Below are 14935 nucleotides of genomic sequence, written 5' to 3'. Positions count from 1 at the left end.
CCTTGGTGCCTGCCACTGGCTGGCCTTTCTGGCGCTCTTTTCGCACCTGATCCACCCAACGGCGCAGCGCCGTAGGGCCGACGTCCATTGATGCGCAGACGTCAGGAATCGAGCAGTTGTCATCAAGAACCATGCTTGCAGCACGTTGCTTGAACTCACGGGTATAGGTCTTTCGTTCTTGCATGGAACCTCCTGATTGGGCGAATCATATCGCCCTTAAGAGGTGTCCGGGATCATTAGGCCAGTTCACCTTGTGCTGCGAAGAGGCCAGTGATAGCAATGACTATCATGTAAGTTGCTACGGGCCTCTTCGCAGCGCAACGCTGTTCCTACAAGGATTGTGTTTAACGTAGGCATTTTCTTTTAAACCCTCGGGAGCAGCACAGCAACGGCGTGGTCTATTAGACTTGTCTGTTGTATCGATCGAGCGGCGAAAGGAGACGCTATGATTTTTTCCGCCCTGCAAGGTTTGCCCTTGCACCGCGTGCTGGTGCGCACCGTCAAAGAGTTTCTTGACGACGAGATGTCCACCTATGCGTCCGCGCTGGCCTACCAGATGCTGTTTTCGCTGTTCCCCTTCCTGTTGTTCCTGATTGCCCTGATCGGCTTCCTGCATTTGCCGGATTTCTTTTCCTGGCTGCGCCTGCAATCAGAATTGGTGCTGCCGCCCCAGGCCCTGGAACAGGTGAACCCGGTGATCGACCAGTTGCAACAGTCCAAGGGTGGGCTGTTGTCGGTGGGTATCGTGATTGCCCTGTGGACTGCCTCGGCAGGTGTGCGGCTGATGATGAGCGCCATGAACGCCGCCTATGACGTACCCGAAGGCCGCCCGGTATGGAAGCGCATACCGCTGTCCATCTTCTACACCGTGGGCATCGCCGTCATGCTGCTGGCCGCCGCCGCGCTGATGGTGCTGGGGCCGCAAGTGATGGAGTGGATTGCCGCCCAGGTCGGCATGCAGGAAGTCATCGTCACGGTGTGGACCATCCTGCGCTGGCCGGCGATCATCATCCTGATGATGGTGGCGGTGGCGTTGATCTATTACGTGATGCCCGATGTTAAGCAGAAGTTTCGCTTCATCACCCCAGGCTCGGTGCTGGCCGTGGTGGTGTGGATCGTCGCCTCCCTGGGCTTTGCCTACTACGTGAAAACCTTTGCCGATTACAACGCCATGTATGGCAGCATCGGTGCAATCATCGTGCTGTTGCTGTATTTCTACATTTCTGCCGCCGTGCTGTTGCTTGGCGCGGAAATGAACGCCGTGATCGAACACATGTCGGCCGAGGGCAAGAACCCTGGCGAAAAGGATTTCGACGGCGATAAGCCCAAGGAAACCATCACTGTGCTCGGCCATGAACACCCCGTCGAGCCGCAAACCACCGAGCCGAATCCCCGATGATCCGTGACATTCTCAAGATGGGCGACGAGCGCTTGCTGCGCATCGCTCCGCCCGTGCCCCCGCAGATGATCGGCAGCGCTGAGCTGCAGCAACTGATCGACGACATGTTCGAGACCATGCGCCATGTCGGGGGAGTGGGTTTGGCTGCGCCGCAGATCGGCATCGACCTGCAACTGGTCATCTTCGGCTTCGAACGCAGCGAGCGTTACCCGGATGCCGAACCGGTGCCGCAGACCATCCTGCTCAACCCGCTGATCACGCCGATGTCGAGCGAGGTCGAGGACGGTTGGGAGGGCTGCCTGTCGGTGCCCGGCCTGCGCGGTGTAGTACCGCGTTATCAGCACATTCGCTACGAAGGCCTCGACCCTCAGGGCAACCCGATCAACCGCTTTGCCGATGGCTTCCATGCGCGTGTGGTGCAGCACGAGTGCGACCACCTGATCGGCCGGCTGTACCCCTCGCGCATCCAGGATTTCGCCAAATTCGGTTACACCGAGGTGCTGTTCCCCGGGCTGGACGCGAGCGACGACTGATCGCGCACCAAGGCCACCAGGCGCTTGCTGCGTTGGTAGCGCTGCAGGCGCGCGGCCAGGGGCTCGGGTAGCGTTTGCGCCTCGTCGAAGCCCAGGCGCTGGTAAAAGGGCACAAGGTCGGGGTGGCAAAACAGCCAGGTCGGCCCAGCCGCTTGCGCCAACGCACTGTCGATCAGCCGCCCGGCGACACCCTGGCCACGCTGTGGCGGGGCGACGAACAGCCCGGTCAGCCAGAAGCCATCGCCGACAGCGGTCAGGCTCATGCCTGCAATGATGCCGCTGGCCCGCGCCACCCACAGTGCAGCATCACGTGCTGCGCGCATGGGGGAGCCGTGCTGGCGGTAGAAGTGATCGAGCAGGCGACGCTCCGTGTCCGACAACTCGGAGCAATGCAGATAATCAGAAATGGCGTGTATCCCTTGTTTAAACGGCCAACACCGGCAAGTTCATGCCAAAGGCTCTATCCCACTATTTTCAACCCATTATGTCGCAGATTGTTGCAAAACCGGCAAGGGTGAATATCCGACTTCGGGGTTCAACTATTGCAAACCGGGAGTAGACTTTTACTCATCCCACCAGCAGTACGACGAAGCGGGATCGGTACTTCGTGTCATCTTTGCAGTCGATGACAACTTCTCCGCGCCAGTGACGGCATTAGAAGTCAATCGATCAGCTTGATTGCGTTATAGGCAAACCCACATGAAACCATTACTGATTCTTGCATTGGTCGGTATGTCCTCGTTCGCCCTCGCCGATGAGGTCAAACCTGTCTCCAACGAGCCCGTGGCCCAGCAATACGACTACTCCATGAACCTGGATATCAAGCGGGTCATCAACCTGTCGACCATCCCCAATGTCTGCGAAGTAGTGCCTGCGACCATGACCTACGAAGACCACCAAGGCCAGGTGCACACTATTCAGTATCGCGCCATGGGCGAGGGTTGCCAGCAGGGTTGATACTGCAACGCCAACCGCCTCTTCGCGCCGAGCCGTCGCGAAGAGGTGGCCAGGCCGGCCTCGGTGTCATGGGCTGGACATTACCTGGCGCACCACCTCCAGCCCGCGTTTCAGCTCGGCCCGGCTAGCCGCCGCCGACAGGCTGATACGCACCGCCTGCACCTCGGTCGCACCAATGGCGAAGACACTGGCCGGGACGATTTCCACACCCTGCTCGCGACACCGTCTTACCACCCCCTCCGCACCCTGCGGTGTGGCCAACCATGCGTGGGGTGAAGGCTGCGCTGTGTTGTGCAGGCCATCGCCCAGCAGCCTTCGCGCAAGGCGCCAACGCTCGGTAATTTCCGCCCGCTGCCAGGCCAGCCGCCGCGCAGCCGTACCGTCTTCGATCCACTGGCAGGCGATGTGCAGGTTCAACGGCGATACAGGCCAGTGGCTGGCTTGGGCATGCGGGTCGACCTGTGCCAGCAACTGTGGGCTGGCCACGATCCACCCCAGGCGCAACCCGGCAGCCACGGTCTTGGACAAGCTACTGATGAAAATCCCTTGCTCGCCCAACAGGGGGTAGAGCGGCGGCCTGTCACTGAGTGCGCCATAGACGTCGTCCTCGATCACCAGCAGCCCCAGGCGTTTGACGACCGCAGCGAGCGCTTCGCGGCGAGCGTCATCCATGCAGGCGCCGGTAGGGTTGTGCAGGGTGGGTGTGGTCACCAGCACACGGGCACCGCTGGCGCGGGCGACGCGGTCAAGGTCGTCGGGGCGCAGGCCTTGGCTGTCCAACGCCACACCATGCACGGGCATGCGCAACTGCCGGCAGGCCGCCTTGATGCCGGGTGCGGTCAAGGCTTCGAGCATGACCGGCTCACCGGCCTGGCAGAACGACTGCAGCACCAGGGTCAGTGCCTGTTGCGCACCGCTACTGAGCAGCAGTGCGTCCGGGGGCAGGGCCAAGCCGCGATTGGCCAGCCATTGCGCGCCATGAATGCGGCCCAGCAGTAACTGCTCGGGCCCCAGGTAATGATCCAGCAGGCCACTCTCGTGCCGTTCCAGCAGGTTACGCAGGCTGCTTTGCAGGTCCTGATTGTGCGGGTCGGCCACCGGGACGTTGGTCGACAGGTCGATCAACGGCTGTTGCCCATCGTGGTGCTTGAGCCGAAACAGCGTCGCTTCCTTGCTGCCCGCCAGCACGTAGGTGCCGCGGCCGACTTCACCTGCCACCAGGTGGCGCGCGGCAGCTTCACGGTAGGCCTGCTGGGTGGTGCTGGGGTTGAGGTCGAGCTTCCAGGCCAGGCGCCGCTGGGGTGGCAGGCGGTCGCCGACCTTGAGCTCGCCGCGCTCAATGGCGTCGGCAATCGCATCGACCAAGGCCAGGTAGCGGGGTTGGTCATCATCCACAAGCGTTGGGATCCACACGAAATTGCTACCCATGCAATATAAGGTTGTACCCATACAATGCCCGGCGCTTAGGATCGGATCAACCACCTACCGATGAGGGATGATCGCCATGTTCGACTTGAAAGCCCTGCGCGAAGCCGCCGATTTCGTTCACCAGCATGTGCCCGCAACGCCCCAGCACGCCTGGCCTTTGCTGGCCGAGCGGCTGGGCTGCCAAGTGTGGGTGAAACATGAAAACCACGCGCCCACCGGGGCGTTCAAAGTGCGGGGCGGGTTGGTCTACGTGCGTTCGCTGCTGGCGGATGGCGCGCCGCCCCGTGGCCTGGTCACCGCCACGCGCGGCAACCATGGCCAGAGCATGGCACTGGCCGCACGCCAGGCGGGCATACCCTTGGTGATCGTCGTGCCCGAAGGCAACTCCACCGAGAAGAACGCCGCCATGCGCGCCCTGGGTGCCGAGCTGGTAGAGCACGGTGTCGATTTTGATGTGGCCCGTGAAGAGGCGGCCCGGCTGGCTGACGAATTGGGCTACATGATGGTGCCGTCGTTTCACCCGGAGCTGGTGCGCGGGGTAGCCACCTATGCCTTGGAACTGTTCGAGGCCGTGTCTGAGCTGGACTGTGTATACGTGCCTATCGGCATGGGGTCGGGCATCTGCGGGCTGATCCAGGCACGCAACCTGCTGGGGTTGAAGACCGAGATCGTGGGGGTGGTGTCTAGCGCGGCCGATGCCTATGCGCAAAGCTTCGAGCGCGGGCGCATCGTCACCACTGCCACTGCCGACACCTTCGCCGATGGCATGGCCTGCCGGGTACCGCACCCGGAGGCGTTCGCCTTGGTGTGCGAGCATGCCGCGCGCATCGTGCGGGTGAGTGACAGTGAAGTCGCCGAAGCCATGCGGGTGTACCACGAGGCCACGCATAACACCGCCGAAGGTGCGGGCGCTGCGGCGCTGGCGGCGTTGATGCAGGAGCGCGAGCGGCAAGTGGGCCGGCGGGTGGCCGTGGTGCTGAGCGGGGCGAACGTAGATCGCGCGCGTTATGCGCGCGTGCTGGCGGGTGATGAAAAATCCTGAATGACACGCTATAAGTGCTATCGTATTTTGATAGCACTTGGCAGGAGTCAGCCTATGAGTTGCATGCGCTACAAGGGCTATGCCGCCCGAATCGAATACGATGAGCGTGACGACATTTTCGTGGGTCGCGTGCTTGGCATGCGCGACATCATCAGCTTTCACGCAAGCTCCGTTCCTGAGTTGCATGAAGCCTTCCGTGAAGCGCTCGAGGACTATCTCGCTGATTGTGCAGAACAGGGCATCACCCCTGAAAAGCCGGCATCAGGCAAGGTCATGCTGCGTATCCGGCCAGAAGTCCACGCGGCTGCCAGCATTGCCGCCCGGGCCGCCGGCAAGAGCCTGAACCAATGGGCGGATGAGGTATTCGAGCAGGCGGCCTTTGCCTGATCGAACACTTCTTCTTCCCATCCCCTGATCACTCGTGGCAGGCTCTACGGCGCTTAATTGGCCGGTCATCGAGTGCTCAATGCCTTTCTCCAATGGTTTTCTCCTCAGCCTGTCCCTGTGTCTGGACATCGGCATCGCCAACATCGCCATGATCACCTTGGCCATGCAGCGTGGTTTTCTCAAGGGTTTCTGGCTGGGGCTGGGGACCTGTGTGGGGGACTTGATCTATGCCGTTGCCGCACTGGCCGGGATGACCGTGCTGCTGCAGTTTGAAAGCGTGCGCTGGACCTTGTGGCTGGGCGGTTCTGCGCTGCTGGTGTGGTTCGCAGTGAAGATGCTGCTGGCGGCGTGGCGCGGCGGGCACATGGACACGCGGGCAGACGTGGTGGTGGAGTCGGGCTGGCGCGAGTTCTTGCGCGGGATCTTTTTGGCCATGTCCTCACCCACCGCGATTTTGTGGTTCGCGGCGGTGGGTGGGGTGCTGATTTCCCGTTCCGGTGGTGGCAGCTTGCTGGAGGCCGGGTTGTTCCTCAGCGGTTTTTTTGCGGCGGGGTTGGTCTGGTGCCTGAGCCTGTGCGGCATTGCCAGCCACGGAGGGCGATTGCTGGGGGATCGATTGCTGACCTGGTCGTACCTGCTGTCGGCGGCGATTTTCTGCTATTTCGCGGTTTACGTGATTGTTTCGGGGTATCGCGAGTTCATTCTCGCCAGCCCTGGGGTGTAAGGCAGGGTGCTTGCCTTGGGTCTTTCAGCGCCTGGGAGATCGAGCGCCGCCCGCGCGGCGCTTCGCAGCACAAGGCTGCTCCCACATCTGTTTCGGGCCAATTATTCCTGAGGCATTAGCGCGCGGTCCCTAGGCGCCTGACACGATATCGAGACGGACAAACAAGGCGGTCGCGCGCCTCTCTCACAGGCTTTACTGGCCGGAAACAGATGTGGGAGCAGCCTTGTGCTGCGAAGCGCCGCGCGGGCGGCGCTCGATCTCCCAGGCGCTAAATAACCCGAGGCAAGCACCTGGTAGCCCTCACCCAACCTCAAGCCCATTTATTTTCACCGACCTGTCGATTTCCCCCGCTACCGTTCGACTAACAGTTGAAAGCACAGGCACCACTTGTGCCCAAACCTGACAAACGATCGGAGGCCCCACCGATGAGCACCGCAGCCGAAAACGAACTCCGCCAATTGATCGACCGCTGGATGCAGGCCGTGCGCGACCGTGACATCCCCGGCATCACTGCGCCCTATGCCGACGACATCGTCGCCTTCGATGCCATCAAAACCCTGCAATTCAAAGGCAAGGCTGTTTACCAGGCCCACTGGGAAATGTGCATGGGCCTGTGCACCGGCCCGATGATCTTCGAGCTGGCCGAGCTCACCGTATACGCCGACGGCGACCTGGGCCTGGCGCACTGGTTGAACCGCTGCGGCCCGTCGGACGACGAGAGCCAATGCGGCTTCATGCGCGCCACGGTCGGCTATCGTCGCCAGGGCGGGCAATGGCAAGTCATCCATGAACACTGGTCGGCACCGTTCGACATGGAAACGCAAAAAGCCCTGTTCGATCTGAAGCCCTGATCTGATATCGCCAAACGCACTTTGCCAATGCCCTGGAGGCGACCATGAAATACCTGTGCCTGGTCTATTGTGACGAAGGGCTGCTGCACAGCCTGCCCGACAGCCCGGAAGACGCCGAATGCATGGCCTATGCCGAGGCGTTGCAGGGCGCTGGGCGCATGCTCGCGGCCGAGGCGCTCAAGCCGGTGCAAACCGCCACCACGGTGCGTGTGCGCAGTGGGCACATGAGCCTCACCGATGGCCCGTTCGCCGAAACCAAGGAACAACTGGCCGGCTTTTATCTGGTAGATGCCCGAGACCTGAACGAGGCGCTGAACATCGCCAAAGGCATCCCCGCCGCAAGGGTCGGCAGCGTTGAAGTGCGACCTGTGCGCGAACTGCAACCCTGACACTCACGGAGAACCACCAGCATGAGCCTTGCACACCCTGCGCAAGCGCAGCACGAGTTGTCCATCAGCCGATTGATCGACGCGCCCCCGGCCAAGGTGTTCCGCGCCTGGACCGAGCCCCAGTGGCTGATGCAATGGTGGGGGCCGCACGGCATGACCACCCCGGAATGCGAAATGCAACTGTGGGTCGGTGGCCTGTTCCGCACCCTGATGCGGGCCCCGGATGGCACCGAGTACCCGACCCAGGGCGTATTCCTGGAGATTGCCGCGCCGAGGCGCCTGGTGTTTACCGACGCCTTCGGGCCGGGCTGGGTACCTTCTGACAAAGCGTTCATGACCGCTGTGGTGACCTTCGACGAGGAGCACGGCAAGACCCGTTACACCGCCCGCGCCTGGCATTGGAGCGCCGCCGACAGCCGAGCCCATGAAGAAATGGGCTTTCACCAAGGCTGGGGAGAAAGCCTGGACCGCCTGGTGGAGGTGGTGACCCAGCGGATGCCGGACTGATGGCAGGGCTGGCGCAGGTGCGCGCCGAAGTCGAGGCGGTGTACCGTCGCGATTCGCGGCGCATCCTGGCGACCTTGATCCGCTTGTTGGGCGACTTCGACCTGGCCGAGGAGGCCATGCACGATGCGTTCTTCATCGCTGTTGAGCGCTGGCAGCGCGATGGTATCCCCGCTAACCCTCGGGCATGGCTGGTGTCGACCGGCCGCTTCAAGGCCATTGATGCGTTGCGCCGACGTGCCCGCTTCGACCGCTCTCAGGCGGACCTGATCATGCTGCTGGAAGGCCAGGTGCAAGACCCCAGCGAAGAAGCGTTGCTCAGCGATGATCGCCTGCGGCTGATTTTTACCTGCTGCCACCCGGCCTTGGCCGCCGACGCGCAGGTGCCGCTGACCCTGCGCGAGGTCTGCGACCTGACCACCGAGCAGATTGCCCGGGCGTTTTTGCAAAGCCCGGCAACCATCGCCCAACGCATCGTGCGCGCCAAGGCCAAGATCCGCGACGCGGGCATCCCCTACCAGGTGCCAGCGCTCGATGAGTTGCCCGAGCGCCTCGAGAGCGTGTTGCGGGTGATTTACCTGGTGTTCAACGAAGGCTATTCGGCCTCGTCCGGCGACGCCTTGCTGCAGCAGGACCTGACAGACGAAGCGATCCGGCTCGGCCGCCTGCTGGGGCAATTGTTGCCAGACCCGGAGGTGATCGGCTTGCTGGCGCTGATGCTGTTGCAGGCATCGCGGCAGCGTGCGCGCATCGACGCGCAGGGCAACCTGGTGGTGCTTGAACAGCAGGACCGCAGCGTGTGGGACCGTGAGCGCATCGAAGAAGGCTGTGAGCTGGTGCGCCATGCCCTGCGAAGCCGCGGCTATGGCGCCTATACCGTGCAGGCGGCGATAGCCGCGGTGCATGCCGAGGCGGCCACGGCGGATGACACGGACTGGGACGAGATCGTCGGGCTGTATGACGTGTTGCAACGGCATTGGCCGTCGGCGGTGGTCGCGCTGAACCGGGCAGTGGCGCTGGCGAAACGGGATGGGCCGCAGGTGGGGTTAGCGGCGGTTGAAGCGATCCTGGCGGCGGGTGAGCTGCACGACTATCACCTGGCGCATGCGGCAAGGGCGGAGCTGCATGCTCAACTGGGCCATGTCGAAGAGGCCCGTGCGGCGTGGCAGCAGGCGTTGGCGTTGACCCGGCAGGCGCCGGAGCGGCGGCATATCGAGCGGCGGCTCCAGGCCCTGAAATGAGCGGGCAGCACAGGTCCTATCGCCGGCAAGCCGGCTCCCACAGGTTTGGAGTCTGCACAAACCGTGTGGGAGCTGGCTTGCCAGCGAATAGCGCCTGTGCCGGTTACATCAAAAACCGGCTGAAAAAACGTGATCAGCTGGCCACGAAATTCGGTGGCGATACCAGCTCGACCGTCTGCTGCTTGCGCGGCGCCAGGATCTCGGCCTCGCCCTCGACCACCAGCTCATCGTTCTGGTTGTACACATTGGTGGCGATCCGCACCTTGAACTTGGGCAGCTTCTCGAGGATTTCCAGGCGTACGGTCAGGGTGTCGCCAATCTTCACTGGCTTCTGGAAGCTCATCTTCTGGCCCAGGTAGATGGTGCCAGGGCCAGGCAGCGTGCACGCCACCGCCGCACTGATCAGCGCGCCGCTGAACATGCCATGGGCAATGCGCTCACGGAACATGCTCTTGGCCGCGAACTCGGCATCCAGGTGCACCGGGTTGTGGTCACCGGACATCGCGGCAAACAGCTGGATGTCACGTTCTTCCACAGACTTTTCATAGCTGGCTGTCTGGCCGACTTCAAGGGCTTCGTAAGGCGTGTTGGTGACCTGGGACATCGGGGCTTCCTTAAGCGGTGGGCGAGGGCGGCTATCATTCACTGCGCGCAGGGCGGCCAAGGGCCAGCGCCTGTTCGAGCCAGCCGAGAATGTCGGCGGTGACCTCGTCACGGTTGGTTTCGTTGAGCACTTCGTGCCGTGCCTCTGGGTAGATGCGCAGCTGTACATGCTGGTTGCCGGTCGCGCGTAACGCGTCGGCCAGATGGGTGAGACGCTTGCCGGTACTGACCGGATCACATTCACCGCCAATCACCAGCAGGGGCAGGTTCGGATCGATCTGCGCGAGGTTACTTGCCTGGCTGATCTGCGCCAAGCCTTGCAGCAGGTCGAGCCACAACTGGTTGCTGCAGCGAAAGCCACACAGGGGGTCATTTACGTACAGGTCTACCTCGCCAGGGTCGCGACTTAGCCAGTCGAAGGCGGTGCGGTTGGGCTTGAAGGCTTTGTTGAACGAGCCGAACGACAGCCACTCGATCAGCGCGCTCTTGCCCAGCGGCCCTTGGCGCCAGGCCTCGACCCGGGCGATCAGCCGCGCCACGCGGTACAGCGCCGCCGGCTGGAAGTTCGAGCCGCTGAGGATCGCCCCGTGCAGGCTGGCGCTGTGGTGCAGCAGGTACGCCTGGGCAATGTAGCTGCCCATGCTGTGGCCGAACAGGAACAGCGGCGTGCAGGGGTATTGCTGGCCGATGTGCTGGGCGAGCAAGCCGAGGTCATTGACCACGACATTCCAGCCATGATGGCGGGCGAACAGGCCGAGGCTGCCCAGTTCGGCGGTGCGCCCGTGGCCGCGCAGGTCGGGGGCGAACAGGGCGAAGCCGGCCTCGCTCAGCGCATGGCCCAGGCGTTGGTAGCGCCCGGCGTGCTCGGCCATGCCATGGGCCAGCAGCACCACGGCCTTGACCGGCGTGGCCGGCAGCCATTGGTGTACGTACAGGCTGCAATGCTCGCTGGCGGGCAGCCAGAAGGCGTCGTGGGGCATGGCCGGTCCTTTGCGCGGGGGGTACGAGCACAGTGTATGCGCAACCGGCTGGATTGCAGGAAGGGCACAAATAAGATTCACAATGTTAATGGCGGAGCTTGGCGTATATGCCGCCTTGGGCTTACCTGCTAACGTCGGTTAAACGCCTGTTTGCCATTGGCGATCAGGTCAAAGGACTAAACGACCCGCTACACCCCCCGCAGCAGGTCCAGGCAGAGGAACAATAATAAATGCAAGCCGACTTCTGGAATGACAAGCGCCCGGCGGGCGTGCCTTCCACCATCGACATCCATGCCTACACCTCCGTCGTCGAGGTGTTCGAGCGCTCTTGCAAGCGCTTCGCCGACCGCCCGGCGTTCAGCAACCTGGGCGTGACCCTGACCTACGCCGAGCTGGAGCGCCATTCGGCAGCCTTCGCCGCCTGGCTGCAGCAACACACGGACCTGGTACCGGGCGACCGCATCGCCGTGCAGATGCCCAACGTCCTGCAGTACCCCATCGCGGTCTTCGGCGCGTTGCGTGCGGGGCTGATCGTGGTCAACACCAACCCGCTCTACACCGAGCGTGAAATGCGCCACCAGTTCAAGGACTCCGGCGCCCGCGCGCTGGTCTACCTGAACATGTTCGGCAAGCGCGTGCAGGAGGTGCTGCCCGATACCGGTATCGAGTATTTGATCGAGGCGAAGATGGGCGACCTGCTGCCCGCCGCCAAGGGCTGGCTGATCAACACCGTGGTCGACAAACTGAAGAAGATGGTGCCGGCCTATCAATTGCCCCAGGCGGTGTCATTCAAGCAGGTGCTGCGCGAGGGCCGCTCGCTCAGCCACAAGCCGGTGCCGCTTAGCCTGGACGATATCGCCGTGCTGCAATACACCGGCGGCACCACCGGCCTGGCCAAGGGCGCGATGCTCACCCATGCCAACCTGGTGGCCAACATGCTCCAAGTGCTGGCGTGTTTCTCGCAGCATGGGCCAGACGGGCAGAAGATGATCAAAGAAGGCCAGGAGGTAATGATCGCGCCCCTGCCGCTTTATCACATCTATGCCTTTACCGCGAACTGCATGTGCATGATGGTCACCGGCAACCACAATGTGTTGATCACCAACCCGCGGGACATTGCCGGCTTCATCAAGGAGTTGGGCAAGTGGCGTTTTTCCGGCCTGCTGGGGCTCAACACGCTGTTCGTCGCGCTGATGGACCACCCCGGCTTCCGGCAACTGGATTTTTCTGCGCTGAAGGTCACAAACTCCGGTGGCACCGCGCTGGTCAAGGCCACCGCCGAGCGCTGGGAGAGCCTCACGGGCTGCCGCATCGTCGAAGGTTATGGCCTGACCGAAACCTCGCCGGTCGCCAGTACCAACCCTTATGGCCAGTTGGCGCGGCTGGGCACGGTGGGTATCCCGGTGGCAGGCACGGCGTTCAAGGTAATCGACGACGACGGCAACGAGCTGCCGCTAGGCGAGCGGGGTGAACTGTGCATCAAGGGCCCGCAGGTGATGAAGGGCTATTGGCAGCAACCCGAGGCCACCGCGCAGACCCTGGACGCACAAGGCTGGCTGAAGACGGGTGATATCGCGGTGATCGACCCGGATGGCTTTACCCGCATCGTCGACCGCAAGAAGGACATGATCATCGTCTCGGGTTTCAACGTGTACCCCAACGAAATCGAGGATGTGATCATGGGCCATCCGCAGGTGGCCAACTGCGCGGCCATCGGCGTGCCGGACGAGCGTTCTGGCGAGGCGGTGAAACTGTTCGTGGTGCCGCGCGAGGGCGGCTTGAGCATCGATGAACTGAAGGCGTACTGCAAAGCCAATTTCACCGGCTACAAAGTGCCCAAGCACATCGTGCTGCGCGAGTCGTTGCCGATGACACCAGTGGGCAAGATCTTGCGGCGCGAGTTACGTGACATCGCTTGATAGCGGTGCAGGATACCTCTGGAACGGGCCTTTTGGCCCGTTTTGCGACATTTTGGATAAATACTCTAAAAATGACTTGTATCGTTCATTGAGTCATTTTTGTGACCGTGAGGCCTGTTTTGGCCTCTAGGCGACCCCTGGCAAAGCTGTTACTCTCGGGCCGCTTTCAGATGATCCGGTTTGCAATGAGCCGCCATCACATATCAATAATAAGCGCATCGACGCGTGAATCGAACTTCGCTGTTGCTGAAGGAGTGGGCTTCCATGATCGAACATTTTTGGAAGGATAAATACCCAGCCGGGATTACGGCGGAAATCAATCCTGACGAATTCCCCAATATCCAGGCGGTACTCAAGCAATCCTGCCAACGCTTTGCCGACAAACCGGCCTTTAGCAACCTGGGCAAGACTATCACCTATGGCGAGCTGTATGCGCTGTCGGGGGCGTTTGCCGCCTGGCTGCAGCAACACACCGACCTGAAACCGGGTGATCGCATTGCCGTGCAACTGCCAAACGTCCTGCAATACCCGGTAGCGGTATTCGGCGCCATGCGTGCAGGGCTGATCGTGGTCAATACCAACCCGCTGTATACCACGCGGGAGATGGAGCACCAGTTCAACGATTCCGGTGCCAAGGCGCTGGTGTGCCTGGCCAACATGGCCCACCTGGCCGAAAAAGTAGTGCCCAAGACCCAGGTCAAGCATGTCATCGTCACCGAAGTGGCCGACCTGCTGCCGCCGCTCAAGCGCCTGCTGATCAACAGTGTGATCAAGTACGTGAAGAAGATGGTGCCGGCCTATGACCTGCCGCGTGCTGTGCGCTTCAACGACACCCTGGCGCTGGGCAAGGGCCAGCCGGTCACCGAGGCCAACCCGCAACCCAATGATGTCGCCGTGCTGCAATACACCGGCGGTACCACGGGCGTGGCCAAGGGCGCGATGCTGACCCACCGCAACCTAGTGGCCAACATGCTGCAATGCCGGGCGCTGATGGGCTCGAACCTGCATGAAGGCTGCGAAATCCTGATCACACCGCTGCCGCTTTACCATATCTATGCCTTTACCTTCCATTGCATGGCGATGATGCTGATCGGCAACCACAACGTGCTGATCAGCAACCCGCGTGATTTGCCGGCGATGGTCAAAGAGCTGAGCAAGTGGAAATTCAGCGGCTTCGTTGGCCTCAACACCTTGTTCGTCGCCCTGTGCAACAACGAGGGGTTCCGCGCGCTGGACTTCTCTGCGCTGAAAATCACCTTGTCTGGCGGCATGGCCCTGCAATTGAGCGTGGCCGAGCGCTGGAAGGCCGTTACCGGTTGCGCCATCTGCGAAGGTTACGGCATGACCGAAACCAGCCCGGTGGCCGCCGTCAACCCGTCCGAGGCCAACCAGGTTGGCACCATCGGTATTCCGGTGCCTTCGACGCTGTGCAAGATCATCGACGACAGTGGCAATGAACTGCCGCTGGGCGAGGTGGGTGAGCTGTGCATCAAGGGCCCGCAAGTGATGAAGGGCTACTGGCAGCGCGAAGACGCCACCGCCGAGATCCTCGACAGCGCGGGTTGGCTCAAGACCGGCGACATCGCGTTGATCCAGCCGGACGGCTACATGCGTATCGTCGACCGCAAGAAGGACATGATCCTGGTCTCCGGTTTCAACGTGTACCCCAACGAGCTGGAAGACGTGCTGGCCGGCTTGCCAGGTGTGCTGCAGTGTGCGGCCATCGGCGTGCCGGACGAAAAGTCGGGCGAAGTGATCAAGATGTTCATCGTGGTCAAGCCGGGCATGACCGTGACCAAGGAGCAGGTGATGGAGCATATGCGCGCCAATGTCACCGGCTACAAGGTGCCGCGCTACATCGAGTTCCGCGATACGTTGCCGACCACCAACGTGGGCAAGATCCTGCGCCGTGAGTTGCGCGATGAAGAGCTGAAGAAGCAAGGGCTCAAGAAGATCGCTTGAGCCTGTATTCTGGGCT

17 protein-coding genes are annotated in these 14935 nt (G+C 62.1%); 12 read left to right on the top strand and 5 right to left on the bottom strand.

Annotation, left to right across the window (positions count from 1 at the left end):
* The coding region (locus AC5PZ0_RS15150; protein ID WP_493855271.1) for a transposase at nt 1-184 on the bottom strand (184 nt) is incomplete at its 3' end.
* A gap of 261 nt (nt 185-445) precedes the next feature.
* Between AC5PZ0_RS15150 and AC5PZ0_RS15145 the strand changes: the two genes are divergently transcribed.
* The gene (locus AC5PZ0_RS15145; protein ID WP_027593165.1) at nt 446-1399 is read left to right on the top strand and encodes a YihY/virulence factor BrkB family protein; all 954 of its coding nucleotides are present in this window, start codon (nt 446-448) and stop codon (nt 1397-1399) included.
* On the top strand, nt 1396-1932 hold the full coding sequence (def, locus tag AC5PZ0_RS15140; protein WP_027593164.1) for a peptide deformylase: 537 nt from the start codon (nt 1396-1398) through the stop codon (nt 1930-1932). The genes AC5PZ0_RS15145 and def overlap by 4 nt, the downstream gene beginning before the upstream one ends.
* On the opposite strand, the gene AC5PZ0_RS15135 is transcribed toward def, so the two are convergent.
* On the bottom strand, nt 1887-2291 hold the full coding sequence (locus AC5PZ0_RS15135; RefSeq protein WP_493855276.1) for a GNAT family N-acetyltransferase: 405 nt from the start codon (nt 2289-2291) through the stop codon (nt 1887-1889). The two genes, def and AC5PZ0_RS15135, sit on opposite strands and share 46 nt — an antisense overlap.
* A 340-nt stretch (nt 2292-2631) precedes the next feature.
* Here AC5PZ0_RS15135 and AC5PZ0_RS15130 point away from each other — a divergent pair, with 340 nt between their 5' ends.
* A complete protein-coding gene (locus AC5PZ0_RS15130; RefSeq protein WP_027593162.1) occupies nt 2632-2889 on the top strand; it encodes a DUF2790 domain-containing protein in 258 nt (85 codons plus the stop codon).
* Nucleotides 2890-2955: 66 nt separating this feature from the next.
* On the opposite strand, the gene AC5PZ0_RS15125 is transcribed toward AC5PZ0_RS15130, so the two are convergent.
* Complete coding sequence (locus AC5PZ0_RS15125; RefSeq protein WP_493855275.1) at nt 2956-4302, bottom strand: aminotransferase-like domain-containing protein; 1347 nt, start codon at nt 4300-4302, stop codon at nt 2956-2958.
* A 91-nt stretch (nt 4303-4393) separates the two neighbouring features.
* Between AC5PZ0_RS15125 and AC5PZ0_RS15120 the strand changes: the two genes are divergently transcribed.
* From AC5PZ0_RS15120 to AC5PZ0_RS15090, 7 genes are all read left to right on the top strand, one after another.
* A complete protein-coding gene (locus AC5PZ0_RS15120; RefSeq protein WP_027593160.1) occupies nt 4394-5359 on the top strand; it encodes a threonine dehydratase in 966 nt (321 codons plus the stop codon).
* 54 nt (nt 5360-5413) lie between these two features.
* Complete coding sequence (locus AC5PZ0_RS15115; RefSeq protein WP_008098794.1) at nt 5414-5746, top strand: type II toxin-antitoxin system HicB family antitoxin; 333 nt, start codon at nt 5414-5416, stop codon at nt 5744-5746.
* Between the two features lie 79 nt (nt 5747-5825).
* On the top strand, nt 5826-6470 hold the full coding sequence (locus tag AC5PZ0_RS15110) for a LysE family translocator (RefSeq protein WP_027593159.1): 645 nt from the start codon (nt 5826-5828) through the stop codon (nt 6468-6470).
* Nucleotides 6471-6895: 425 nt separating this feature from the next.
* Entirely contained in the window at nt 6896-7321 is a 426-nt protein-coding gene (locus AC5PZ0_RS15105) for a YybH family protein (RefSeq protein ID WP_027593158.1), read from the top strand.
* A gap of 44 nt (nt 7322-7365) precedes the next feature.
* On the top strand, nt 7366-7710 hold the full coding sequence (locus tag AC5PZ0_RS15100) for a YciI family protein (protein WP_027593157.1): 345 nt from the start codon (nt 7366-7368) through the stop codon (nt 7708-7710).
* A 21-nt stretch (nt 7711-7731) separates the two neighbouring features.
* The gene (locus AC5PZ0_RS15095) at nt 7732-8217 is read left to right on the top strand and encodes an SRPBCC family protein (protein WP_027593156.1); all 486 of its coding nucleotides are present in this window, start codon (nt 7732-7734) and stop codon (nt 8215-8217) included.
* A complete protein-coding gene (locus tag AC5PZ0_RS15090; RefSeq protein ID WP_493855270.1) occupies nt 8217-9455 on the top strand; it encodes an RNA polymerase sigma factor in 1239 nt (412 codons plus the stop codon). The genes AC5PZ0_RS15095 and AC5PZ0_RS15090 overlap by 1 nt, the downstream gene beginning before the upstream one ends.
* 133 nt (nt 9456-9588) lie before the next feature.
* Here the strand turns inward: AC5PZ0_RS15090 and AC5PZ0_RS15085 are convergent, their stop codons facing one another.
* Both AC5PZ0_RS15085 and AC5PZ0_RS15080 read right to left on the bottom strand, forming a co-directional pair.
* Nucleotides 9589-10059 carry a MaoC family dehydratase gene (locus AC5PZ0_RS15085; protein WP_265968488.1) on the bottom strand — a complete coding sequence of 157 codons (471 nt, stop codon included), beginning with the start codon at nt 10057-10059 and terminating at the stop codon, nt 9589-9591.
* A 34-nt stretch (nt 10060-10093) separates the two neighbouring features.
* The gene (locus AC5PZ0_RS15080; RefSeq protein ID WP_493855269.1) at nt 10094-11038 is read right to left on the bottom strand and encodes an alpha/beta hydrolase; all 945 of its coding nucleotides are present in this window, start codon (nt 11036-11038) and stop codon (nt 10094-10096) included.
* Nucleotides 11039-11268: 230 nt separating this feature from the next.
* Here AC5PZ0_RS15080 and fadD2 point away from each other — a divergent pair, with 230 nt between their 5' ends.
* Together fadD2 and fadD1 are read left to right on the top strand one after the other, a co-directional pair.
* Complete coding sequence (gene fadD2, locus AC5PZ0_RS15075) at nt 11269-12957, top strand: long-chain-fatty-acid--CoA ligase FadD2 (protein WP_274885189.1); 1689 nt, start codon at nt 11269-11271, stop codon at nt 12955-12957.
* A 264-nt stretch (nt 12958-13221) separates the two neighbouring features.
* A complete protein-coding gene (fadD1, locus tag AC5PZ0_RS15070; protein ID WP_027593151.1) occupies nt 13222-14919 on the top strand; it encodes a long-chain-fatty-acid--CoA ligase FadD1 in 1698 nt (565 codons plus the stop codon).
* The last annotated feature ends 16 nt before the right edge of the window (nt 14920-14935 follow it).

The sequence above is a fragment of the Pseudomonas sp. 5.2 genome, assembly GCF_059025405.1.
The sequence above is the reverse complement of the archived record's forward strand: the minus strand, read 5'-3'. Positions and strand labels throughout refer to the sequence as shown.

Coding starts and splice junctions, on each gene's coding strand:
- AC5PZ0_RS15145 (WP_027593165.1), top strand. CDS start 446: ATGATTTTTTCCGCCCTGCAAGGTTTGCCCTTGCACCGCGTGCTGGTG.
- def (WP_027593164.1), top strand. CDS start 1,396: ATGATCCGTGACATTCTCAAGATGGGCGACGAGCGCTTGCTGCGCATC.
- AC5PZ0_RS15130 (WP_027593162.1), top strand. CDS start 2,632: ATGAAACCATTACTGATTCTTGCATTGGTCGGTATGTCCTCGTTCGCC.
- AC5PZ0_RS15120 (WP_027593160.1), top strand. CDS start 4,394: ATGTTCGACTTGAAAGCCCTGCGCGAAGCCGCCGATTTCGTTCACCAG.
- AC5PZ0_RS15115 (WP_008098794.1), top strand. CDS start 5,414: ATGAGTTGCATGCGCTACAAGGGCTATGCCGCCCGAATCGAATACGAT.
- AC5PZ0_RS15110 (WP_027593159.1), top strand. CDS start 5,826: ATGCCTTTCTCCAATGGTTTTCTCCTCAGCCTGTCCCTGTGTCTGGAC.
- AC5PZ0_RS15105 (WP_027593158.1), top strand. CDS start 6,896: ATGAGCACCGCAGCCGAAAACGAACTCCGCCAATTGATCGACCGCTGG.
- AC5PZ0_RS15100 (WP_027593157.1), top strand. CDS start 7,366: ATGAAATACCTGTGCCTGGTCTATTGTGACGAAGGGCTGCTGCACAGC.
- AC5PZ0_RS15095 (WP_027593156.1), top strand. CDS start 7,732: ATGAGCCTTGCACACCCTGCGCAAGCGCAGCACGAGTTGTCCATCAGC.
- AC5PZ0_RS15090 (WP_493855270.1), top strand. CDS start 8,217: ATGGCAGGGCTGGCGCAGGTGCGCGCCGAAGTCGAGGCGGTGTACCGT.
- AC5PZ0_RS15085 (WP_265968488.1), bottom strand. CDS start 10,059: ATGTCCCAGGTCACCAACACGCCTTACGAAGCCCTTGAAGTCGGCCAG.
- AC5PZ0_RS15080 (WP_493855269.1), bottom strand. CDS start 11,038: ATGCCCCACGACGCCTTCTGGCTGCCCGCCAGCGAGCATTGCAGCCTG.
- fadD2 (WP_274885189.1), top strand. CDS start 11,269: ATGCAAGCCGACTTCTGGAATGACAAGCGCCCGGCGGGCGTGCCTTCC.
- fadD1 (WP_027593151.1), top strand. CDS start 13,222: ATGATCGAACATTTTTGGAAGGATAAATACCCAGCCGGGATTACGGCG.